Annotated in this window: 18 protein-coding genes and 1 pseudogene; 13 read left to right on the top strand and 6 right to left on the bottom strand. The window is 71.1% G+C overall.

The features are described 5' to 3' along the window. Positions 1 to 104 precede the first annotated feature (104 nt). Positions 105 to 1523 (top strand): NAD-dependent malic enzyme, encoded by a 1419-nt coding sequence (locus ACFT32_RS42635; RefSeq protein WP_382499962.1) that lies wholly within the window; start codon positions 105 to 107, stop codon positions 1521 to 1523. Positions 1524 to 1813: 290 nt separating this feature from the next. Continuing rightward, positions 1814 to 2095: an HU family DNA-binding protein gene (locus ACFT32_RS42630; RefSeq protein ID WP_003950507.1), complete on the top strand. Its 282-nt coding sequence runs from the start codon at positions 1814 to 1816 to the stop codon at positions 2093 to 2095. A gap of 101 nt (positions 2096 to 2196) precedes the next feature. Here ACFT32_RS42630 and murA read toward each other — a convergent pair whose 3' ends face one another. After that, complete coding sequence (gene murA / locus ACFT32_RS42625; RefSeq protein WP_382499960.1) at positions 2197 to 3537, bottom strand: UDP-N-acetylglucosamine 1-carboxyvinyltransferase; 1341 nt, start codon at positions 3535 to 3537, stop codon at positions 2197 to 2199. Between the two features lie 252 nt (positions 3538 to 3789). Between murA and ACFT32_RS42620 the strand changes: the two genes are divergently transcribed. From ACFT32_RS42620 to ACFT32_RS42575, 10 genes are all read left to right on the top strand, one after another. Then, positions 3790 to 4362: a YqgE/AlgH family protein gene (locus ACFT32_RS42620; RefSeq protein WP_382499958.1), complete on the top strand. Its 573-nt coding sequence runs from the start codon at positions 3790 to 3792 to the stop codon at positions 4360 to 4362. A 29-nt stretch (positions 4363 to 4391) separates the two neighbouring features. Beyond that, positions 4392 to 4673, top strand: coding sequence for a DUF3039 domain-containing protein (locus ACFT32_RS42615; RefSeq protein WP_003990595.1), 282 nt, complete (start codon positions 4392 to 4394; stop codon positions 4671 to 4673). 212 nt (positions 4674 to 4885) lie between these two features. Next, positions 4886 to 6184 (top strand): extracellular solute-binding protein, encoded by a 1299-nt coding sequence (locus tag ACFT32_RS42610; RefSeq protein WP_382499956.1) that lies wholly within the window; start codon positions 4886 to 4888, stop codon positions 6182 to 6184. A gap of 440 nt (positions 6185 to 6624) precedes the next feature. Then, positions 6625 to 7476, top strand: coding sequence for a carbohydrate ABC transporter permease (locus tag ACFT32_RS42605; RefSeq protein WP_382500079.1), 852 nt, complete (start codon positions 6625 to 6627; stop codon positions 7474 to 7476). Then, complete coding sequence (locus tag ACFT32_RS42600) at positions 7473 to 8318, top strand: carbohydrate ABC transporter permease (protein ID WP_382499954.1); 846 nt, start codon at positions 7473 to 7475, stop codon at positions 8316 to 8318. Before ACFT32_RS42605 ends, ACFT32_RS42600 begins: the two co-directional genes overlap by 4 nt. Position 8319: 1 nt before the next feature. Next, complete coding sequence (locus ACFT32_RS42595) at positions 8320 to 9972, top strand: beta-N-acetylhexosaminidase (RefSeq protein WP_382499952.1); 1653 nt, start codon at positions 8320 to 8322, stop codon at positions 9970 to 9972. 259 nt (positions 9973 to 10231) lie between these two features. Further along, positions 10232 to 11125: an FAD binding domain-containing protein gene (locus ACFT32_RS42590; protein ID WP_382499950.1), complete on the top strand. Its 894-nt coding sequence runs from the start codon at positions 10232 to 10234 to the stop codon at positions 11123 to 11125. After that, on the top strand, positions 11122 to 13257 hold the full coding sequence (locus ACFT32_RS42585; RefSeq protein ID WP_382499947.1) for a 2Fe-2S iron-sulfur cluster-binding protein: 2136 nt from the start codon (positions 11122 to 11124) through the stop codon (positions 13255 to 13257). The genes ACFT32_RS42590 and ACFT32_RS42585 overlap by 4 nt, the downstream gene beginning before the upstream one ends. After that, the gene (locus ACFT32_RS42580; RefSeq protein WP_382499945.1) at positions 13254 to 15563 is read left to right on the top strand and encodes a xanthine dehydrogenase family protein molybdopterin-binding subunit; all 2310 of its coding nucleotides are present in this window, start codon (positions 13254 to 13256) and stop codon (positions 15561 to 15563) included. Before ACFT32_RS42585 ends, ACFT32_RS42580 begins: the two co-directional genes overlap by 4 nt. A gap of 300 nt (positions 15564 to 15863) precedes the next feature. Next, positions 15864 to 17030, top strand: a complete 1167-nt coding sequence (locus tag ACFT32_RS42575; RefSeq protein WP_382499943.1) for an SUKH-4 family immunity protein — start codon at positions 15864 to 15866, stop codon at positions 17028 to 17030. On the opposite strand, the gene ACFT32_RS42570 is transcribed toward ACFT32_RS42575, so the two are convergent. The 3 genes from ACFT32_RS42570 to ACFT32_RS42560 form a co-directional block, all read right to left on the bottom strand. Beyond that, the gene (locus ACFT32_RS42570) at positions 16985 to 17812 is read right to left on the bottom strand and encodes a MerR family transcriptional regulator (protein ID WP_382499941.1); all 828 of its coding nucleotides are present in this window, start codon (positions 17810 to 17812) and stop codon (positions 16985 to 16987) included. The genes ACFT32_RS42575 and ACFT32_RS42570 overlap by 46 nt on opposite strands. Before the next feature lie 14 nt (positions 17813 to 17826). After that, positions 17827 to 18651 carry an alpha/beta hydrolase gene (locus ACFT32_RS42565; RefSeq protein ID WP_382499938.1) on the bottom strand — a complete coding sequence of 275 codons (825 nt, stop codon included), beginning with the start codon at positions 18649 to 18651 and terminating at the stop codon, positions 17827 to 17829. A gap of 63 nt (positions 18652 to 18714) precedes the next feature. Next, the gene (locus ACFT32_RS42560) at positions 18715 to 19878 is read right to left on the bottom strand and encodes a helix-turn-helix domain-containing protein (protein WP_382499936.1); all 1164 of its coding nucleotides are present in this window, start codon (positions 19876 to 19878) and stop codon (positions 18715 to 18717) included. 815 nt (positions 19879 to 20693) lie between these two features. Here ACFT32_RS42560 and ACFT32_RS42555 point away from each other — a divergent pair. Beyond that, entirely contained in the window at positions 20694 to 21182 is a 489-nt protein-coding gene (locus ACFT32_RS42555) for a DUF6083 domain-containing protein (RefSeq protein ID WP_382499934.1), read from the top strand. A gap of 259 nt (positions 21183 to 21441) precedes the next feature. Here ACFT32_RS42555 and ACFT32_RS42550 read toward each other — a convergent pair whose 3' ends face one another. Continuing rightward, positions 21442 to 21723 carry a hypothetical protein gene (locus ACFT32_RS42550; RefSeq protein ID WP_382499932.1) on the bottom strand — a complete coding sequence of 94 codons (282 nt, stop codon included), beginning with the start codon at positions 21721 to 21723 and terminating at the stop codon, positions 21442 to 21444. A 203-nt stretch (positions 21724 to 21926) separates the two neighbouring features. Further along, positions 21927 to 22103, bottom strand: a pseudogene (locus ACFT32_RS42545) (IS5/IS1182 family transposase); the annotation flags it as partial.

Here is a 22103-nt window from a genome sequence, read left to right as displayed (position 1 = left end):
CGAACAAAAAGTTCGCAATCGGAGGCGGCTACCAGCTACCCAGCGGTAGGTGCGACTATCGGACGGCACAACTCAGCGTCAGGTGAAAGCAGAGGAAGTCGGCCATGGCAACGGCGCCCAGCGTCTCCTACTCGATGACGGTCCGGCTGGAGGTGCCCGCGAGCGGAACCGCCGTCTCGCAGCTCACCACCGCCGTGGAGTCCTCCGGAGGCTCGGTGACCGGCCTCGACGTCACCGCGTCCGGTCACGAGAAGCTCCGTATCGACGTCACCATCGCGGCCTCGTCGACCGCGCACGCGGACGAGATCGTCGAGGAACTCCGCGGCATCGAGGGTGTCACGCTGGGCAAGGTCTCGGACCGGACCTTCCTCATGCACCTCGGCGGCAAGATCGAGATGGCGTCGAAGCACCCCATCCGCAACCGTGACGACCTGTCCATGGTCTACACGCCGGGCGTGGCCCGCGTCTGCATGGCGATCGCCGAGAACCCCGAGGACGCCCGCCGCCTCACCATCAAGCGCAACTCCGTTGCGGTCGTGACGGACGGTTCCGCCGTGCTGGGCCTGGGCAACATCGGCCCGAAGGCCGCGCTGCCCGTCATGGAGGGCAAGGCGGCCCTCTTCAAGCGGTTCGCCGGTATCGACGCCTGGCCGATCTGCCTCGACACCCAGGACACCGACGCGATCGTCGAGATCGTCAAGGCCATCGCCCCGGGCTTCGCCGGCATCAACCTCGAGGACATCTCCGCCCCCCGCTGCTTCGAGATCGAGGCCCGGCTGCGCGAGGCCCTCGACATCCCCGTCTTCCACGACGACCAGCACGGCACCGCGATCGTCGTCCTCGCCGCGCTGACCAACGCGCTGCGCGTCACGGGCAAGGCGATCGAGAACATCCGCGTCGTCATGTCCGGCGCGGGCGCGGCCGGTACGGCCATCCTGAAGCTGCTGCTCGCCGCGGGCGTCAAGAACGCCGTCGTCGCCGACATCCACGGTGTGGTGCACGCCGGCCGCGAGGACCTGGTGGACGCCGCCCCGGACTCCGCGCTGCGCTGGATCGCCGACAACACCAACCCCGAGGGCCTCACCGGCACGCTGAAGGAGGCCGTGCGCGGCGCCGACGTCTTCATCGGCGTCTCGGCCCCGAACGTCCTCGACGGCGACGACGTGGCCGCCATGGCCGACGGTGCCATCGTGTTCGCGCTTGCGAACCCGGACCCCGAGGTCGAACCGGCAATCGCCCGCCAGACCGCGGCCGTTGTCGCGACGGGCCGCTCCGACTTCCCGAACCAGATCAACAACGTGCTGGTCTTCCCGGGTGTCTTCCGCGGTCTGCTGGACGCGCAGTCCCGTACGGTCAACACCGAGATGATGCTGGCCGCCGCGACCGCCCTCGCGGACGTGGTGACCGAGGACGAGCTGAACCCGAACTACATCATCCCGAGCGTCTTCAACGACAAGGTCGCGGGAGCGGTCGCCGGGGCCGTGCGGGAGGCCGCCAAGGCGGTGGGGGCGTCGGCCCTCTGACTGTGAGTATCCCCACGGCAGCCCGGGGAACGGCGCGTCGCAGGACCTCTGTGAGCAGCGGAGCCCTATCGTGGCCGTCAGGCTCAGGCCCTCGTTTCGTGTGACTCCTGAAGGGTGTACTCACGACTCGTGCGGGTGCCGGATTGGCTTTCCCGCCGCAGGTAGGGGCAGGATGCGTCTCTGGGCGCGAGGGTCTGACGACGGACCCGGTCCGGGGACTCACGGAGGACCCTGGCAGCATCGGCTTCGATCTGACGCCTCAACGGCAAGATGAACACGGGAGTAACAACATGAACCGCAGTGAGCTGGTGGCCGCGCTGGCCGACCGCGCCGAGGTGACCCGCAAGGACGCCGACGCCGTGCTGGCCGCGTTCGCCGAGGTCGTCGGCGACATCGTCTCCAAGGGCGACGAGAAGGTCACGATCCCCGGCTTCCTGACCTTCGAGCGCACCCACCGTGCCGCTCGCACCGCCCGCAACCCGCAGACCGGCGAGCCGATCCAGATCCCGGCCGGCTACAGCGTGAAGGTCTCCGCGGGCTCGAAGCTCAAGGAAGCCGCCAAGGGCAAGTAATCCCTGTTCTTCGTACGCCCCGGACGGCGTACGAGGCACAGCGACACCAAAGGGGCGGCCACCCGAACCGGGTGGCCGCCCCTTTGGCATCACTGCGTGTGCTACCCGAGCGCCTTGCCCGGCAGCTCGACCTTCGCGCCGAGCTCCATGAGCTTCTCCATGAAGTTCTCGTAGCCGCGGTTGATGAGGCCGATGCCGTGGACTCGGGAGGTGCCCTGGGCCGCGAGGGCGGCGATGAGGTACGAGAAGCCGCCGCGGAGGTCGGGGATGACCAGGTCGGCGCCCTGGAGCTTGGTCGGGCCCGAGACGACGGCCGAGTGGAGGAAGTTGCGCTGGCCGAAGCGGCAGTCGGAGCCGCCCAGGCACTCGCGGTAGAGCTGGATGTGCGCGCCCATCTGGTTCAGCGCGGAGGTGAAGCCGAGGCGGGACTCGTAGACCGTCTCGTGGACGATGGACAGGCCCGTGGCCTGGGTCAGGGCCACCACCAGCGGCTGCTGCCAGTCGGTCTGGAAGCCGGGGTGGACGTCCGTCTCCAGCGCGATGGACTTGAGCTGGCCGCCGGGGTGCCAGAAGCGGATGCCCTCGTCGTCGATCTCGAAGGCCCCGCCCACCTTCCGGTAGGTGTTCAGGAACGTCATCATCGAGCGCTGCTGCGCGCCGCGGACGTAGACGTTGCCCTCGGTCGCCAGCGCCGCCGACGCCCAGGACGCGGCCTCCAGCCGGTCCGACAGGGCGTGGTGGGTGTACCCGCCGAGCTTGTCCACACCGGTGATGCGGATCGTCCGGTCGGTGTCCATCGCGATGATCGCGCCCATCTTCTGCAGAACGCAGATCAGGTCCTCGATCTCCGGCTCGACGGCCGCGTTGGACAGCTCCGTGACGCCCTCCGCGAGGACCGCCGTCAGCAGCACCTGCTCGGTCGCGCCGACGGACGGGTACGGCAGCCGGATCTTCGTACCGCGCAGCCGCTGCGGCGCCTCCAGGTACTGCCCGTCCTCCCGCTTCTCGATCCGCGCGCCGAACTGCCGCAGCACGTCGAAGTGGAAGTCGATGGGCCGGCCGCCGATGTCACAGCCGCCGAGGCCGGGAATGAAGGCGTGGCCGAGACGGTGCAGCAGCGGACCGCAGAACAGGATCGGGATACGGCTCGAACCGGCGTGGGCATCGATGTCAGCGACGTTGGCGCTCTCCACGCGCGTCGGATCCATCACCAGTTCGCCGGGTTCGTCCCCCGGACGGACCGTCACACCGTGCAGCTGCAGCAGACCCCGCACGACCCGTACGTCACGGATGTCCGGAACATTGCGCAGCCGGCTCGGAGCGCTGCCCAGCAGCGCTGCCACCATGGCCTTCGGTACGAGGTTCTTCGCACCGCGGACACGGATCTCGCCCTCCAGCGGGGTTCCGCCGTGGACAAGCAGGACATCGTCGTTGACGGTCATGAATCTCGCGTTCCGTGGAGTCGGGCAGGGGCCAGAAGGGAAAGGGTAATCGCCCACCACCCCCCTTCTGTAAGCCTGAGTCAGACCCAGACACGTCATAGCTCTGTCACAACACGAACCGTTCCGTGCCGGGCACATGGGGTCACGGTCACTTTCGCGCGCGTGGGACGCACCGGTGCGCCCTGAGCTGCGTACCCTCGCGTCCCCCCATTGCCTCCCCGCACGGAGGGAAGATGCGGGATCATGTCTGGCATGACCGAGGTGTCCTCGCTCACAGGGCGGTTGCTCGTGGCCACCCCCGCCCTGGCGGACCCGAACTTCGACCGCGCGGTCGTGCTGCTCCTCGACCACGACGAGGAGGGCTCCCTCGGTGTCGTCCTCAACCGCCCCACCCCGGTGGATGTGAACGACATCCTGGAGGGCTGGGGAGACCTCGCCGGCGAGCCGGGCGTCGTCTTCCAGGGCGGTCCGGTCTCGCTGGACTCGGCCCTCGGGGTCGCGGTCGTACCCGGCGGCGCGACCGGGGAGGCAGGCCCGCTGGGCTGGCGCCGGGTGCACGGCGCGATCGGCCTGGTCGATCTGGAGGCCCCGCCGCAGCTGCTCGCCTCCGCCCTCGGCTCCCTGCGGATCTTCGCCGGATACGCCGGCTGGGGCCCGGGACAGCTGGAGGACGAGCTGGTGGACGGCGCGTGGTACGTCGTGGAGTCGGAGCCCGGCGATGTCTCGTCCCCGTGTCCCGAGCGGCTCTGGCGCGAGGTCCTGCGCCGCCAGCGCAACGAGCTGGCGATGGTGGCGACGTATCCGGACGACCCTTCGCTCAACTGATGCGTGTGAGCTTCAGTACCCTGGGGCGTATGAGCACTCTCGAGCCCGAGCGCGGGACTGGTACGGGGACCCTCGTAGAGCCGACGCCGCAGACCTCGCACGGTGACGGTGACCACGAGCGCTTCGCCCATTACGTCCAGAAGGACAAGATCATGGCGAGCGCCCTCGACGGCACCCCCGTCGTGGCGCTGTGCGGCAAGGTGTGGGTGCCGGGCCGCGACCCGAAGAAGTACCCCGTGTGTCCCATGTGCAAGGAGATCTACGAGTCGATGAGCTCCGGCGACGACGACAAGGGCAAGGGCGACAAGTAGCGCCCGGCCTGTGCGGCGTAAGGCCTCCAGGGTGCGTTTTGCGTGCCCTGGAGGCTTTTGTGCTGTCCGGGCGTTGCGCGGGACGCTTCTGCCGGTCACAGAGTGGTTGAGACCTCTTGTGGTCGTGTTCATGCAGTCCCTAGCCTCCGATGTGTTGTGCACAGCGAAACCTTCATTGCGCATGTTGCAACACTCCCTCGGAGGAGCACTTCATGAAGCTGTCCGTCCGTTTTGCCGGGCTCACGGCGCTCGCCGCCCTGCTGGCCACCGCCTGCGCACCCCAGACCTCCAGTAACTCCTCCTCCGACAAGGACGAGAAGACCGGCGCGCTGCGTGTCTGGCTCTTCCAGGAGGTCGGCAACGCCCCCAAGGAGAAGGTCGTCGACTCGGTCGTCGCCGCCTTCGAGAAGGCCCACAAGGGCACCGAGGTCAACGTCGAGTACATCCCGATCGACACCCGCGCCCAGCGCGTCAAGGCCGCCTTCAACGACCCCGCCTCCGCTCCCGACGTCATGGAGTACGGCAACACCGACACGGCCGGCTATGTGAAGGACGGCGGACTCCTCGACGTCACGAAGGACTTCGGCGACTGGAGCGAGGCGAAGGACACCGACCCGACCGCGAAGCAGTCCGTGACGGTGGACGGCAAGATGTACGGCGCCCCGTTCTACGTCGGCGTCCGCGCCCTGTACTACCGCACGGACGTCTTCGAAGAGCTGGGTCTGAAGCCCCCGAAGACGATGGACGAACTCGCCTCCACCGCCCGCGCGATCCGCGCCGCGAAGCCCGACCTCTACGGGCTCGTCGTCGGCGGCGCCTACACCTACGGCGCGATGCCGTTCGTCTGGGCCAACGGCGGTGAACTCGCCAACGGCAAGGGCGGTTCGTACGCCTCCGGCATCGACAGCCCCGAGGCCCAGAAGGGCATCAAGGCCTACACGTCCCTCTTCGGTGACGACAACTGTCCGGCCGCCAAGTGCGCGGGCATGGGCGGCAACGACACGATCTCCGCCTTCGCCGCCGGGAAGGCCGGGATGGCGATCGGCGGCGACTTCAGCCACACCGCCGTCGAGGCCGGGAAGGTCAAGGGCAAGTACGCCGTCGTCCCGCTGCCGGGTGTGAAGTCCGGCTCGATCGCTCCCGCCTTCGCCGGCGGCAACAACATCGGCGTCCTGAAGAGCACCTCGCACCGCACGCTCGCCGTCGAGCTGATGGAACAGCTCGCCTCCAAGAAGACGCAGACCGAGCTCTTCGGCGCGATGGGCTTCCTGCCGACCTTCACGGACGTACGGCAGCAGGTCGCGACCGAGGAGCCCTTCGTGAAGCCCTTCGTGCAGACGCTCTCGGCCGGCACCAAGTTCGTCCCCGCCTCACCCGCCTGGGCCCAGATCGACTCCTCGCTCGTCCTGCCGACGATGTTCCAGGAGGTCATCGCGGGCAAGAAGGACGTGCCCGCCGCCTCCGAAGCCGCCGCGCAGAAGATGAACACCGCGTTCGGCTCCGCCGGGTGAGCCGGATGAACGACCGCACGGAATCGGCGGAAGCCGGCCTGGCCGGGACCGACGCCGCCGGGGTCGATTCGCCTGGTGCCGGCTCGGCGGGAACTGCGGGGGCGGCGGGCGGTCCTGCCGGGACTGATGGGGCGGGAGTCGATCGCCCGGGGCCTGCGGGGGTGGCGGGCCGTCCTGGCGGGAAGATCTCGGCGGGAGCCGCGCGTGAGCTGACCGGCGGCCATGCCGCGCCCGCGCCCGCTTCCGCGAGCGTCGCCGCAGCGCCCGTCGGCCCGGCCGGGCCGACCGGGGATCGTTCCCGCGAGGCCCGCGCCGAGGAGGGCGGCGGTTCGCCGCGCCGGCTTTCGGGCAAGGTCGCCGGGGCGCGGAGCGGGCGACCGGGGTCACGACGGGCCGCACCCGGCAGATCCGTCGGCGCCTCCGGCGGCTGGACGCCCTGGCTGTATCTCGCGCCCGCGCTCGTCGTGCTCGGCGGGCTGCTCGTCTACCCCATCTATCAACTCGGCCTGATCTCGTTCTTCGAGTACACCCAGGCCCAGGTCAGCGGCGGCGAACCGGCCACGTTCCAGGGGTTCGGGAACTACGCCGAGCTGTTCGGGGACCCGCAGTTCTGGCAGGTGCTGCTCGCCACCGTGCTGTTCGCGGCGGCCTGCGTCGTCTCCACACTCGCGGTCGGCTGCGCCCTCGCCGTGCTCCTCACCCGCGTGCGGGCCGTACCGCGGCTCGCGCTGATGCTCGCCGCGCTGGGCGCGTGGGCGACCCCGGCCGTCACCGGCTCCACGGTCTGGCTGTTCCTCTTCGACCCGGACTTCGGCCCGGTCAACCGGATGCTGGGCCTCGGCGACCACTCATGGACGTACGGGCGGATCAGCGCCTTCTTCCTCGTCCTGCTCGAAGTGGTGTGGTGCTCCTTCCCGTTCGTGATGGTGACCGTGTACGCCGGTATCCGCGCCGTACCCTCCGAGGTCCTGGAGGCCGCCGCCCTGGACGGCGCCTCGCAGTGGCGTATCTGGCGCTCCGTACTCGCCCCGATGCTCCGGCCGATCCTGGTCGTCGTCACCATCCAGTCGGTCATCTGGGACTTCAAGGTCTTCACCCAGATCTACGTCATGACGAACGGCGGCGGCATCGCGGGCCAGAACCTGGTCCTCAACGTCTACGCCTACCAGCAGGCGTTCGCGTCCTCGCAGTACAGCCTCGGCTCGGCGATCGGCATCGTGATGCTGCTGATCCTGCTCGCCGTCACGCTGGTGTACCTGCGGCTGCTGCGCCGGCAGGGGGAGGAACTGTGAATCTTCTACGCGCCCGGGTCCGCCGCCCGGGGCGGCTGGCCGCCGAGGCCTCGGTCCTGCTGATCGCGGTCGTCGTCGCCTTCCCCCTCTACTGGATGGTGCTCAGCGCCTTCAAACCGGCCGGGGAGATCGAGTCGAGCGAGCCCCGGCCGTGGACTCTCGCGCCCTCCCTGGATTCCTTCCGGCGCGTCTTCGGGCAGCAGGAATTCGGCCGTTACTTCCTCAACAGCCTCGTCGTCGCGAGCTGTGTCGTGATCGCCTCCGCGCTGATCGCGTTTCTCGCCGCGACCGCCGTGACACGATTCCGCTTCCGCCTCCGGACCACCCTGCTGATCATGTTTCTGGTGGCCCAGATGGTTCCCGTGGAAGCCCTCACGATCCCCCTCTTCTTCCTCATGCGGGACTTCGGTCAGCTGAACACGCTCGGCTCGCTGATCCTGCCCCACATCGCCTTCTCGCTGCCCTTCGCGATCTGGATGCTGCGGGGGTTCGTGAAAGGCGTTCCGGAGGCGCTGGAGGAGGCCGCGTACATCGACGGGGCGAGCCGGGCGCGATTCCTCTGGCAGATCCTTTTCCCCCTCGTCCTGCCGGGTCTCGTGGCCACCAGCGTGTTTTCCTTCATCTCCGCCTGGAACGACTTCCTCTTCGCCAAGTCGTTCATCATCAGTGACACTTCCCAGTCGACGCTGCCCATGGCGCTGCTGGTCTTCTACAAGCCCGACGACCCGGACTGGGGCGGCGTCATGGCCGCCTCCACGGTGATGACGATCCCGGTCCTGGTCTTCTTCGTACTCGTACAGCGGCGCCTGGTCTCCGGACTGGGCGGAGCGGTGAAGGACTGACGTGACCGATCTGATTCCGGCACCCCGCGACATCGCCACCAGCGCCGCCGCTGCCACCACCACCGGCTCCGGCTCCGGCTCCGGCGAGGTGCGGCTGACGGCCCGCTCCCGGCTCCACGCCGGCCCCGGGACGGAGGGCGTCGGCCGCTGGCTGCGCACCGCCCTGGGGCAGGCCACCGGCCTGCCCCTCCACGAAGGGCCCGAACCCGGCGGCGACGGCATCGGGCTCCGGCTCGACCCCGGACTCGGTCCCGAGGAGTACCGCCTCGTCAGCGACGTCAACGGCGTTCTCATCGAGGGCGGCAGCGCGGCCGGTGTCTTCTGGGGCGCCCAGACGCTGCGGCAGCTCCTCGGCCCCGACGCGTACCGCAGGGCCCCGCTCGGCCGTGACCGCGCCCGGTCCGTGCCGTACCTCACGATCGAGGACGCGCCCCGATTCCGCTGGCGCGGCCTGATGCTCGACGTCGCCCGGCACTTCATGCCCAAGGAAGGCGTCCTGCGTTACCTCGATCTGATGGCGGCGCACAAACTCAACGTCTTCCACTTCCATCTGACGGACGACCAGGGCTGGCGCATCGAGATCGAGCGGCATCCGCGGCTGACGGAGATCGGCTCCTGGCGGGCCCGTACGAAAACCGGCCACCGCGCCTCGCCGCTGTGGGAGGAGAAGCCGCACGGCGGCTACTACACCCGGGACGACATCCGGGAGATCGTCGCCTACGCCGCCGAGCGGCATATCACCGTCGTCCCCGAAATCGACGTACCCGGCCACTCGCAGGCCGCCATCGCCGCGTACCCGGAACTCGGCAACACCGACGTCATCGACACCAACAGCCTCTCCGTCTGGGACACCTGGGGAATCAACCCGAACGTACTCGCCCCCACTGACAACACCCTGCGCTTCTACGAGGGCGTCTTCGAGGAAGTCCTCGAGCTGTTCCCGTCGGAGTTCGTCCACATCGGCGGCGACGAATGCCCCAAGGACCAGTGGCGGCGGTCGGAGACCGCCCAGGCGCGCATCAGGGAACTCGGGCTCGCGGGCGAGGACGAGCTCCAGTCCTGGTTCATCGGGCACTTCGACGCGTGGCTCGCCGCGCGCGGGCGCCGGCTGATCGGCTGGGACGAGATCCTGGAGGGCGGGCTGGCGAAGGGCGCGGCCGTGTCCTCCTGGCGCGGCTACGCCGGAGGCATCGCCGCCGCGCGGGCCGGCCACGACGTCGTCATGTGCCCCGAGCAGCAGGTGTATCTGGACCACCGTCAGGACCCGGGCCCCGACGAGCCGGTACCGATCGGGTGGGTGCGCACCCTGGAGGACGTCTACCGGTTCGAGCCCGTGCCGCCGGAGCTGACGCCCGAGGAGGCCCGGCACGTGCTGGGCACCCAGGCCAACCTGTGGACCGAGGTGATGGAGGACCAGGCGCGCGTGGACTACCAGGCGTTCCCCCGGCTCGCGGCCTTCGCCGAGGTCGCCTGGAGCGCCCTTCCCGCCCCGGCGGAACGGGACTTCGCCGGCTTCGAGCACCGGATGACGGCCCACTACCGGCGGCTCGACGCCCTGGGCGTCGCCTACCGGTCACCCGCCGGGCCGCTGCCCTGGCAGCGGCGCCCCGGAGTGCTGGGGCGCCCGATCGACGGCCCGCCGCCGCACCGGTAGGACCGCTCGCGGGTACCGAACAGCTCGAACAGGCCACGGAAAATGCGCACAAGGGTCACCGAAAGTGCCAATCGGTACGCACTGGTGAACCCGTGCGAAAACGGACCATCTCCCCGATGAGGTGGGCGAATGCCTCCTAGCGGACCCGTGTCTTCGGCTCTCGCCAAGATGTGCCAGAGTTGCCACGTCCGCCCTGTCAGCACGTACCGTACGGCAGCACAGGTGGGACCAGGTGGGGCAGCGGGAAGGGGCAGCCGGTTTGACCACGCACGCACCGCAGGCGGCGCAGGCCGTCACGCTGCCCACGACGCTGGACGAGGCCGTGGCGGCACTCACCGCCGTGCCCGCCGCCGTGCCCGTCGCCGGTGGCACCGACCTGATGGCCTCCGTCAACTCCGGGCAGCTCAGGCCCGCCGCGCTGGTGGGACTCGGCCGGATCAGCGAGATCCGCGGCTGGCAGTACCAGGACGGTCACGCGCTGCTCGGCGCGGGCCTCACCCACGCGCGCATGGGACGCCCCGACTTCGCGGCCCTGATCCCGGCCCTGGCCGCCGCCGCGCGCGCCGCGGGCCCGCCGCACATCCGCAACGCGGGCACCCTGGGCGGCAACATCGCCTCGGCCGCCCCCACCGGTGACGCGCTGCCGGTCCTGGCCGCCCTGGAGGCGACACTGATCATCGCGGGCCCGGGCGGAGCCCGCCGGGAGATCCCGGTGTCGCACCTGCTGGCCGGGATGGACATGCTGCGCGCCGGTGAACTCATCGGCTACGTGCGCGTGCCGCTGCTGCACGCCCCGCAGGTCTTCCTGAAGGCGACCGGCCGCACCGGCCCCGGCCGCGCGGTGGCGTCCGTGGCCCTGGTCCTGGACCCCGCGCGCCGGGGTGTGCGCTGCGCGGTGGGCGCCATAGCGCCGATGGCGCTGCGGCCCCTCGATGCCGAGGAGTGGGTCGGCCGGCTCATCGACTGGGACAACAACCGCGCGATCGTGCCGGAGGCGCTGACCGCCTTCGGGGAGTACGTCGCCACGGCCTGCATCCCCGACGCGGCCCCGGCCGAGGACGGCTCCGTACCGCAGCTTCCGCCCGCCGTACTGCACCTGCGGCGCACCGTCGCCGCGCTGGCCCGACGAGCACTGGGGAGGGCGCTGTCGTGACCGACGACCAGCACGGACAGGGCGCACCCCGGGGCGGCAGCCGCTGGGACCCGCTGCCCCAGGGTGAGTACGACGACGGCGCCACCGCCTTCGTCGAGCTCCCCGAGGGAGGTATCGACGCCCTGCTGGCCGCCGACAGCCCCCTCGCCGCGCCCGGCCACGGCTACGTACCGCCGCAGATAACGGTCGACCCCGCCACGACCGCCGGAACCGACCCGGCCGCCACGGGCGGGTGGCCGGTGCCCGGAGCGCCCGTCGACGGCGCCCAGTGGCACGACCCGCACGCGGCACACCAGCAGCAGGGCCACGAGGTCGCCGAGCAGCCGTACGGAGCCGACACGCCGTACGGTTCCGACGCGCCCTACGGCTCCGGTACGTCGTACGGCTCCGACTCCGGGGCGGGGCAGCACGGCGCCGACGACCGGTTCACGTACAACCCGGGAGCCACCGGGCAGTGGAACTTCGAGGAGGCCGCGGCGGCGGAGCCCGCGCCCGGCCATGACGTGACCGGGCAGTGGTCCATCCCCGTCGCCGGGGGCGACCTTCCGGACGAGTCGGGCGAGTTCACCACGTCCTCGCTGGTCGAGCAGTGGGGCGGCGGCAACCCGCCGGCCACGCTGCCGGGCGGCGCTCCCGCACCGTGGGCGACCCAGGCGGCGGGCGAGCCGTGGGGGCAGCAGGCCCAGCAGGACGCCCCGGGGCAGGAGCAGGCCGGGCCCGGCTACCCGCGGGAGCACGAGCAGGGCCACGGACCGCAGGGGCTCGCCGGACCGCCCTCCGCGTACGCACCGGACCAGAGCGCGCACGCCCCGGAGCAGCCGCCTGCCGGGCCCCTGCCGCAGGAGACGGACCCGACGCACCGGACGCCGGGCGGCGGCCACGCGCCTCGGCCCGGGGGGCTCGGTCATGCGCCGGAGCCGTCCGGCTTCGGCGACCACGGGCCGGAGCCGTCAGGCTTCGCCGACCATCGAGTCGGGCACGGGGTCGAGCACGGCGCCGATCACAGGGGCGAGCACCGCCCCGAGCACGCGCCGGAGCCGTCCGGCGTACCCGGCCACGCACCGGAACCGTCCGGCCCCGCCGGACACCCGGACGAACACCCCGCGCCCTCCGCACCCGTCCAGCCGTACGAGGCACACGCCGAACACGCCGAACACGCCGAACACGCCGGACACGTCGAACCCACCGCGCCCCCGGAGGCCGTCCAGGACGCCTCACAGGCCGCTCCCGGGACCGGTGAGGCCGACGGGCCCGCCGAGGACGCCCCGGGCGCCGCAGAGGGCGCCGACAGCCCCGCCGAGCCGGTCGCCGTGCCCCTCCCCGCCATGGCGGACGCGGACACGGACGCCGGACCGGAGGCCGCCGACGGCCAGACCCCGGACGACCCGGCACCGCAGGACCCCTCCGGCGCCCCGGACGACGCGGCCCCCGCATCCCAGGACGCGCCCGCCCTCCCGCAGGAGGAACACCCCCTCGCCTCCTACGTCCTGCGCGTCAACGGCACCGACCGCCCCGTCACCGAGGCGTGGATCGGCGAGTCCCTGCTCTACGTGCTGCGCGAGCGGCTCGGCCTGGCCGGCGCCAAGGACGGCTGCTCGCAGGGCGAGTGCGGGGCGTGCAACGTCCAGGTCGACGGGCGGCTCGTCGCGTCCTGCCTGGTCCCGGCCGTGACCGCCGCCGGCAGCGAGGTCCGTACCGTCGAGGGCCTGGCCGAGGAAGGGCAGCCCTCGGACGTCCAGCGGGCGCTCGCGCGCTGCGGCGCCGTGCAGTGCGGCTTCTGCGTACCGGGCATGGCGATGACGCTGCACGACCTCCTGGAGGGCAACCCGGCGCCCACCGAGCTGGAGACCCGCCAGGCGCTCTGCGGCAACCTGTGCCGCTGCTCCGGCTACCGGGGCGTGGTCGACGCCGTGAAGGAAGTCGTCGCCGAACGCGAGACACACGCCGCGCCCGCCGCGGGCGACACCGACGAGGCCCGTATCCCGCGTCAGGCGGGCCCGGGCGCCGGCGGCGTCCACCCCTCGGCCTTCGGATCGCCCCCGGAGGCGCACGCCCAGGACGCGCGTTCCCCGGACCCGCATTCCCCTGACGCGCACGACCAGCCCTACGGCCAGGACGGAGGCCCCGCGTGAGCAACGAAGCAGCCACCGCGCAGGCCGCGGAGGCCGTCCCCGCCCCCGAAGCACCGCCGCACGGCCTCGGCGTGTCCCTCCCGGCCGCGGACGCCCGCGCCAAGACGGAGGGCACCTTCCCCTACGCCGCCGACCTGTGGGCCGAGGGACTGCTGTGGGCGGCCGTCCTGCGCTCACCGCACCCGCACGCGCGCATCGTGTCGATCGACACCTCCCACGCGCGCGAGATGCCCGGCGTACGCGCCGTCGTCACCCATGAGGACATCCCCGGCAGCCCGTTCCCCGGCCGCGGCACGGCCGACCGCCCGGTCTTCGCCTCCGAGGTCGTACGCCACCACGGCGAGCCCATCGCCGCCGTCGCCGCCGACCACCCGGACACCGCGCGCATGGCCGCCGCCGCCGTCATCGTCGAGTACGAGGTGCTCGACCCGGTGACCGACCCGGAGCACGCCTTCGAGGCCGAGCCCCTGCACCCCGACGGCAACCTGATCCGGCACATCCCGCTGCACCACGGCGACCCGGACGCGGCCGGCGAGATCGTCGTCGAGGGCCTGTACCGCATCGGCCGCCAGGACCCCGCGCCCATCGGCGCCGAGGCGGGACTGGCCGTACCGCGCCCGGACGGCGGCGTGGAGCTGTACCTCGCCTCCACCGACCCGCACGCCGACCGCGACGCGGCCGCCGCCGCCTTCGGCCTGGAGCCCGAGCGCGTCAAGGTCGTCGTCACCGGAGTCCCCGGCGCCACGGCCGACCGCGAGGACCAGAGCTTCCAGCTTCCACTGGGCCTGCTGGCGCTGCGGACCGGCTGCCCGGTGAAGCTCACGGCCACGCGCGAGGAGTCGTTCCTCGGCCACGCCCACCGGCACCCCACACTCCTGCGCTACCGCCACCACGCGGACGCCGAGGGCACACTCGTCAAGGTCGAGGCGCAGATCCTGCTCGACGCGGGCGCCTACGCCGACAGCTCCGCCGAGGCCCTCGCCGCCGCGGTCGGCTTCGCCTGCGGCCCGTACGTCGTCCCGAACGCCTTCATCGAGGGCTGGGCCGTACGCACCAACAACCCCCCGTCCGGCCATGTACGCGGCGAAGGGGCCATGCAGGTCTGCGCCGCTTACGAGGCGCAGATGGACAAGATCGCCAAGAAGCTCGGCATCGACCCGGCCGAGGTGCGGCTGCGCAACGCCATGGCCACCGGCGACGTGCTCCCGACCGGCCAGACGGTGACCTGCCCGGCCCCGGTCGCCGAACTGCTCCAGGCCGTACGGGACTTCCCGCTGCCGCCGCTGCCCAAGGACACGCCCGAGGACGAGTGGCTGCTGCCCGGCGGCCCCGAGGGCGCGGGCGAACCGGGCGCGGTGCGCCGGGGCGTGGGCTACGGCGTGGGCATGGTGCACATGCTCGGCGCGGAGGGCACGGACGAGGTCTCCACGGCGACCGTCAAGGTCCACGACGGTGTCGCGACGGTCCTGTGCGCGGCCGTCGAGACCGGCCAGGGCTTCACGACCCTGGCCCGGCAGATCGTCCAGGAGACGCTCGGCGTCGACGAGGTGCACGTGGCGCCGGTCGACACCGACCAGCCCACGGCGGGCGCGGCCTGCCACGGCCGGCACACCTGGGTGTCGGGCGGTGCGGTGGAGCGCGCGGCCAAGATGGTCCGTACGCAGCTCCTCCAGCCGCTCGCCCACAAGTTCGGCATGTCCACGGAGCTGCTCCAGATCAACGACGGCAAGATCACGTCGTACGACGGCGTCCTCTCGACGACCGTGACCGAGGCCCTGGACGGCAAGGAACTCTGGGCCACCGCCCAGTGCCGCCCGCACCCGACCGAGCCGCTGAACGAGGCCGGGCAGGGCGACGCCTTCGTGGGCATGTCCTTCTGCGCGATCCGCGCGGTGGTGGACGTCGACATCGAGATCGGTTCCGTACGGGTCGTGGAACTGGCCGTCGCCCAGGACGTGGGGCGGGTCCTGAACCCGGCCCAGCTGGCCGCCCGCATCGAGGCGGGTGTGACCCAGGGCGTGGGCATCGCGCTGACCGAGAACCTGCGCACCCCGCGCGGCCTGATCCGCCACCCGGACCTGACCGGTTACGCCCTCCCGACGGCCCTCGACGCGCCGGACATCCGCATCGTCCGGCTGGTCGAGGAACGGGACGTGATCGCCCCCTTCGGCGCGAAGGCGGTCAGCGCGGTGCCGGTGGTGACGTCCCCGGCGGCCGTCGCGTCCGCCGTGCGGGCCGCCACGGGCCGCCCCGTGAACCGGCTGCCGATCCGCCCGCAGGCCGCGGTGGTCACGGAACGGCCCTGACGTCCCTGCCGGGAACGGGTCGTTCTCGTGGGGGCGATTCCGGCGCGAATGGAACGCGCGAGGGGTGTCTGAGCGTCTGGTGAGGTGGACGCGCAGCCGCTCGACTTGAATTCACTGGACCTGAATTTCGCTCGACCTGAATTCGCTGGACGTGAAGTCGCTGGGCGCGCGTCGCTGTTCCGGGGCGTTGTCAGTGGCTGGGCGTAGTGTTCTGGGCAGTGGGGGACGGCTGCCGGGCCTGGCCGGGCGGTCTGCCGTGCTCCGCCAGGGGACGCTGAGCAAGCACATGCGGGGGAGCCCATGAGTACGACCGACGCCGGTTCCGCGGTGATCACCCTGACCGAGTCCGAACTGGACCCGTGGGTGACGCACGCGTCGACGCGGCACTGGCTGACCGGCCCCGGACTGCCCTCCGGGAACGGCGTGCTGAGCTTCGCCGAGCTGCGCCGGGAGGGCCTGCGCACGGTGGCGGACTCGACGGGCGATCCGGCCGACCTGCTGTCGGCGGAGCTGCGCGAGCAGCTGGTGATAGGCGGACTGCTGGGCCCCGGGGGTCTGGAGACGGAGTCGGTCCTGCTGGACGGGGCGACCGGCGAGATCTCGACGACGCCCTTCCTGCACGACCGCCCCGACCTGATGGACCGCCGCCCCTTGGCCCCCTCGCTGCGAACCCTGGTCCGCTTCGCGGAGGCCACGGACGAACTGGCGGGCCTGCGCGGCCAGTTCGCCTCCTACGCGGGCCGCTACGGCCCGAAGGCGGTCGCACAGGCGTCCCAGCACCTCCTGGCGGTGTTCCGCGACGGCACGGACGGCGAACCGGCCCCTTTCTGGAAGATGGCGGCCCTGATCCGCCCGCTCTCCCTCGTGGCGGGCCGCGGCGGCGCATCCGGCCTCTCCCTGGACCTCCCGCACCGGCTGCTGGACCAGGAGTTCGGCCCCGGCAAGGTGGTCCGCTTCGAGGACGTCGACTTCCCCGCGACACTCACCCACGAGCCGACGTGCCGCTTCCTCCGCGAGGCGGGCCTGCCCGAGGACGCCCATGTCTTCTCCCTGGACACGGACGTACCACTGGCGACACTGGCCGAGTACTACGCCGACGCGGACGCCCCGACGCAACTCCCCTCCCGCGCCGACCACTTGATACGCCTCGGCTGCCTGGTCGACGACAACAGCCTGGTCATCGACGGCGAGACGGGCGCGGTCCTGAACTGGAGCGAGTCCGAGGCGACGCTGTACCCGCTGAACACGGACGTCTCGACCCTCGCCTTCACCCTCTGGCTCCTGCACCGCGAACGCGCCATCGACTCCCAGTCGGACCATGAGCTGACGACCGACACGTACGACCAGCTGGCCATGACGATGCTCCAGGTCCTCTCGGCGGTCGACCCCACGGGAGTCATGGCCGGGAGGTCGGGCCGGCATTACTGGACGGACGTGTTCCGGGACGAGGCGGGTGGAGTGCTGTAGGGGGCGGGCGGGGTCACGGGCTGGAGGGTGGTCCAGCCGGCCCAGCCCCGCTGCCTCAGCAGCTCGATGAGCCGACGGGCGGACGGCACGGTGTCGAATACGAACGCGTCCATCAACTCGGCAAGCTCCGGCTCGATGCCGCCGCCCGGGTCGCCGACGTACTCCTCGCCCCGCTCCTCGGCCAGCTTCGTGACGTAGACGGCCACCCGGTCGGCCAGTTCGGCCAGCCGCGGATCGTTGTCGCTCCACCCGAGGGCCGCACTCAAGGCCAAGTAGAAGTCGGCGAACTCCGGATCGGCGATCTGCTCCCGCTTACGCGCGATCCACTCCGGCACCCGCTCGGGAGAGCGCGCGACCAGCGGGATCCAGCCGTCGCGCTCGGCCCGGACGATCCGCTCGTCGACGCCGAGCGCCCGCAGCCGGTCGAGGAACCCGACCACCTCAGGGGGCAGCGCCAGACTGTCTCCCGAGGCGAGGCGGGCGATCCGCGCGCGGTGCAGCTGCCGCACCCGGATCTCCGTTTCCAGCCGCCCGTCGATGTCCGCGACGGCCGAGGCGAACTCCTCCTCGCCGGCCTGGAGCAACTCCCGGACACGCGCCAGCGGAACCCCGGCCTCGGCGAGAGTCCGGATCCTGATCAGCTCCACCACGGCCCCGGCGTCGTACCGCCGATAGCCGGAGTGATCCCGCTCGGGCTCCGGCAGCAGTCCCTTGGCGTGATAGTGCCGCACGGCGCGCACGGTCACTCCGGCGTAGGCAGCGAGCTCGCCGATCGTCAGCATGGTCCGAGTCTGGCTCAGGAGGCCGGCTGGCCGACCGGCCCGTCGGCGGACTGGTGTGCGCTCCGGACGATCTCGGCGATGTCCGGCCCGTGGGTGAAGACCAGCCGGTGGTCGGCGTCGAGCCAGGAGACGGAGACGTTCGCCCGCTCCCGGACGAGCCTCTCGACCCCGGCCCGCCAGAGCCGGTTGTGCCGCGGCGCACGCCCCGCGGGGCCGCGGCCGGCGATCGCGCGGGACATGATCATGCGCACGGCTCCATCAACCTCTTGGTACCGCCCGAGAATCCCGGCTCGAACAGCATCCATCTCAAGCCCCAGCTCGAAGACATCCTCGGCGCTCAGCAACACCTGACGCGCGCGCTCGCGGCCCTTGCTCTGCTCGACCGTCTGCCGCGCCATCTCCCGGAACTCCGCGAGGTCGACGTCGGCGACGAACGGCTCGGGCAGCGGATTCGCCCCGTCGATGAGCACGAGCCCGGCGACGCCGTCGGGACACTCGGCCGCGTAGTGCACGGCCAGATCCGCGCCCAGGGAGTACCCCACGAGCAGGGGCGCCGAGGGCAACTCGAGATCCCCCATCACGGCACGGAGATCGCCCAGAAACGCGTCGAAGGAGTACCGCTCGGCGGCGGAGGAGAGGCCGTGCCCCCGGAGATCGAAGGCCACGACATCATGATCGCGCCGCAGCAGATCGATCAGCTCATACAGGTCGGCCTGTGTGCAGTTCAGCCCCGGACACAGCACCAGAGGTCTTCCCCGGCCGCCGCGGGACACCGCGATGGTGACGCCGTGGTGCTGAATGGCGAGGTGCCGCGTGGTGCTGTCACTTGTGGCAGTCATGCGGATCAGGGTGGGGGGTTGCCCTTGCGTCAGGGTCAACCGCGTGAACTGTCGTAGCGGACCTCAGAAGGGGACGCCCGCGCGTTTGGCGAGCTTGGTCAGCCGGGGGTTGCTGCGGCGGTGCAGTGAGGTCAGTACGCGCATCAGCTCTTGGCTCGTCGGGTGGACCCGGGCCATCTCGGGTGCGACCTTCCACGCCTCCTCGAGGGACGCCAGTGCGGAGTCCCGGTCACCGAGGGCGAGGTGCGAACGGCCCAGGTTCATGTGCAGGGGACCGATGCGGGTGGCGGGCAGTTCCGTGCTGCGCCGGACGAGGCTGTCGGCGGTCTCCAGTGCGCGGCGGTGCTGGTCCATGTCGGAGAACGTCGAGATGACGTGCGTAGCGGTCTGGTCCGGCCCGAAATGGATGCCGTGCTCGTCGGCGTCCTCGCCGTACTCCTCGGCCGTCCGCCAAGCCGCCCTGATGTGCTCCTCAACGGCTGTCTTGTCCTTGAGCCGGCCGGCCAGCGTGAGCCCGCGCAGGTGCAGGAGGCCCAGGCCGAACGCCCGCTCGCGGCCGTCGAGCGTCGACTCGGCCTCGACGATGGCACGGTCGACGATCGCGAGCCCGCCCGCGAAGTCGCCGGAGTTGAGGAAGGTGCCGGCCTCGTCCCGGGCCGCCACGGTGGCGGTCATGGGGTGAGCACGCTCACTGGCCAACCGCTGCTTCATGACGGCCAGCTCCGCGAGGTGCATCCAGCGGTGCCGGGCGGCCAGCCAGTAGACCACGCTGTAGCTGTCGGCAACGCGGGTCCAGGAGTCGGGCGACTCGGTGGCGTGCGCGTAGTTGGTGGTGTCGGTCAGTACCGCCGGGAGTTTCTGGAGCACGGCCGACAGCTCGGTCCGGTAGCGGTGATGGTTCAGCTCGGCCAGCCGACGGGGCAGGTCCTCCGGGTGGGCGGGGGGCGGGTCGGGGATGTCGAACCGCCGGATGGCGTGGTTGAGGGCCGTGAGGCTGTTCTCGTCGGCGCGTTCGACCGGGGACGTGCCCAGCAACTCATCCAGCGTCAAGCTCATGGCATGTGCGAGAGCGGCGGCAATGCCCTGGGTCAGGGCGCGGTCGCCCACCTCGATCTTGCTGAGCAGTGAGACCGACACACCGGCGCGCCGCGCAAGCGCAACCTGGCTGAAGCCGCGCGCCTTGCGACACACGGCCACATTCGCTCCGGGCCCGGGAACCCTGCTCATGCTCATCTTGTGCGTCTTCCCCGCTCGACGTCCGATACGTCCCATGGTCTCACCGTGATCGCACGTGTGCGCTGCGTTGTGCGAGACGTGTGCAAGTTCGCATCGCCCGGCGGCAGTTCTCTTGTGTGAGACACATATGCGCAGGTGGGGCGAGGAGTCATGGCAAGCACACAAGACTATTCACCGACGACGCTCAGCCACGGTGATCTGCCCTACCCACAAGGCACGTTGGTCGAGGACGCAGAAACGGGACGAACGGGCGAGCTGCAAGGGGTGATCGAGGAGCGCACCAAGGAGGCCAACAGGCTCATCAGCCGAACCGCGTACCTGCGGCCGAGAGGGGGTGGAGTCGAATGGGAGACCCCTTTGAACCGCATCCGCCCCGCCGACGCACACGCTTAGGCCTGCCCACCAAGTGCGCGGCCCTGATCAGCGAGGGCGACGTGATCGGCTACGAGGGGCAATGGCGCACGGTGAAGAGGACTACGACCGCCTTGGGGCCGATGGGCGGATTGGCCGTCGTGGTCACCTGGACGGAGGGCGGCACGGCACGCTTCCCAGCCGGGGATGAATTGCTGGTGAGAGGGGCTGACGACTGAGCGTGCGCTGACGTCCGGCCACCAACTCGTGACATGGGTGGCCGGACGTTGATGAGCTCGAGTGTGCGGAAGTACTGAAGGCAGCGGGCGCTGCGCTGAACCCGCGTTGAGACCTCGAAGCGGACGTCGGCGTCAGGCGGCCGGCAGCCCCGACTGCTCCCGTTGCGCCCTGATTGCGCCCTACCCCGGTCCCGGACACCCCCTGATGCTCGATTCATGGGGGATAAAGCTGAGCCGAGCATCATCCCGTTACACGGCCCCGACGGACACCGGCAGGCGCCACCGGGCATGCCGCAGCCGTGGGAGAAGACCGACCGGGCCCAGGCCGCGATGGAAGGCGCCACGGGGCCCGAGCCGCCCGCCCCGCCCGTCTGCCCCAACTGCGGGCTCGTAGGCGATCGGCGTGTCACCTACTACGGCTGGCACGTCCTCCTCGAACCGGACATGCCGGTGCCGGCGCACATGGTGCCCGCATGGCACCGCTGGTACGTGGACGCCAACGGAACGGCCTGGAACAGCCGCGCGGACGAGCCCGCGCCCGGTGCCGTGTGCCGGATACCGCACCGGATCGCCTGCCCTGGCCTGAGACTCGAGGAGATCGGCCTCTGGCGCTGGCTGGACGCCGTACGTACGGAGAACGCCCGCCGGGCATGGCGAAAGGCCGACGAGGAAGCCACCCGGGAGCCGCTTCCGGACGCCGGGTGACGCTGTGGAGGCCGTGGCGGGATTCGAACCCACGTAACTCGCTTTGCAGGTTTGTCGGAGCTGCTCAGAGTGCTACTCGGGTGTCTCCGTCGCCGTTCAGCCCCGTGCGAACGGCCGCACCCGCCGAGTAGCGTGAACTGCGCCGTACGGCCGTGTACGGCGATGAACGAGACGGAAAATGACGGGCGCGCACGTCTTTGTACCTCGTGGGCGAACGTCCAGCGCTGCCGGAAAAGGTTTGGCCCCACGGCGCCTGGTGCTAGGCGCTCTTCGGCCAGCACCTGGAGCACGGGACCAGTCCCGTCTGCAGGGCCTCATACAGGGTGATCTCTTCCGGCCTGCTTGCCGGGAAGCAACTCCGATTCGTTGTCGCGTGGTAGAGGGTGCCGCGTCCCTTCGCGCCACTGGGGGCATGCCGCCACTGAGAGGCGACCACCGTCGTCTCCAGTTGCTTCAGTTGCCGCTGGACCTGTGCCAGCTCGTCCTGAAGTTCCCGCTGGCGTGCGCGCAGCCGTTCCTGGGCGGCGGTGGCGGATTCCATCTGCCTTTCGGTCCTCTCACGACGTGCTGGGCGCTCTCGGCGGGCCGTACACCGTGGAGCCGGCGCTAATGGGCCTTTTGCGGCCGCTCAGAGAGCACCACCGCCCGCGGTCTGCGGGGCCACGTGATGCTTCGCCTCCGCTTCGCGGTGTGAGGGCTCGGCGCCTGCAGGCCCAGGCGCTTCGCTAGGTCGTGTCCGTAAAGTCAGGGGAGCCATAGGCGTAGGCAGGCGAGGGTGACCAGGGCTTCGTAGTGACGGGCGCGTTTGTCGTAGCGAGTGGCCAGGGCTTTGTTGTGCTTGAGCTTGTTGAAGCAGCGCTCGACGAGGTTGCGGCGCCGGTAGGCGCTCCGGTCGAGTCGGCAGAGGCTTTCGCCGCGGCG

The sequence above is a fragment of the Streptomyces sp. NPDC057002 genome (genome assembly GCF_042673825.1).
Lineage (GTDB): Bacteria > Actinomycetota > Actinomycetes > Streptomycetales > Streptomycetaceae > Streptomyces.
The sequence above is the reverse complement of the archived record's forward strand: the minus strand, read 5'-3'. Positions and strand labels throughout refer to the sequence as shown.

Excerpts from the sequence above, each read along its gene's own strand:
- ACFT32_RS42635 (WP_382499962.1), top strand. The coding sequence starts at position 105 with ATGGCAACGGCGCCCAGCGTCTCCTACTCGATGACGGTCCGGCTGGAG.
- ACFT32_RS42630 (WP_003950507.1), top strand. The coding sequence starts at position 1,814 with ATGAACCGCAGTGAGCTGGTGGCCGCGCTGGCCGACCGCGCCGAGGTG.
- murA (WP_382499960.1), bottom strand. The coding sequence starts at position 3,537 with ATGACCGTCAACGACGATGTCCTGCTTGTCCACGGCGGAACCCCGCTG.
- ACFT32_RS42620 (WP_382499958.1), top strand. The coding sequence starts at position 3,790 with ATGACCGAGGTGTCCTCGCTCACAGGGCGGTTGCTCGTGGCCACCCCC.
- ACFT32_RS42615 (WP_003990595.1), top strand. The coding sequence starts at position 4,392 with ATGAGCACTCTCGAGCCCGAGCGCGGGACTGGTACGGGGACCCTCGTA.
- ACFT32_RS42610 (WP_382499956.1), top strand. The coding sequence starts at position 4,886 with ATGAAGCTGTCCGTCCGTTTTGCCGGGCTCACGGCGCTCGCCGCCCTG.
- ACFT32_RS42575 (WP_382499943.1), top strand. The coding sequence starts at position 15,864 with ATGAGTACGACCGACGCCGGTTCCGCGGTGATCACCCTGACCGAGTCC.
- ACFT32_RS42570 (WP_382499941.1), bottom strand. The coding sequence starts at position 17,812 with ATGCTGACGATCGGCGAGCTCGCTGCCTACGCCGGAGTGACCGTGCGC.
- ACFT32_RS42565 (WP_382499938.1), bottom strand. The coding sequence starts at position 18,651 with ATGACTGCCACAAGTGACAGCACCACGCGGCACCTCGCCATTCAGCAC.
- ACFT32_RS42560 (WP_382499936.1), bottom strand. The coding sequence starts at position 19,878 with ATGAGCAGGGTTCCCGGGCCCGGAGCGAATGTGGCCGTGTGTCGCAAG.
- ACFT32_RS42555 (WP_382499934.1), top strand. The coding sequence starts at position 20,694 with ATGGGGGATAAAGCTGAGCCGAGCATCATCCCGTTACACGGCCCCGAC.
- ACFT32_RS42550 (WP_382499932.1), bottom strand. The coding sequence starts at position 21,723 with ATGGAATCCGCCACCGCCGCCCAGGAACGGCTGCGCGCACGCCAGCGG.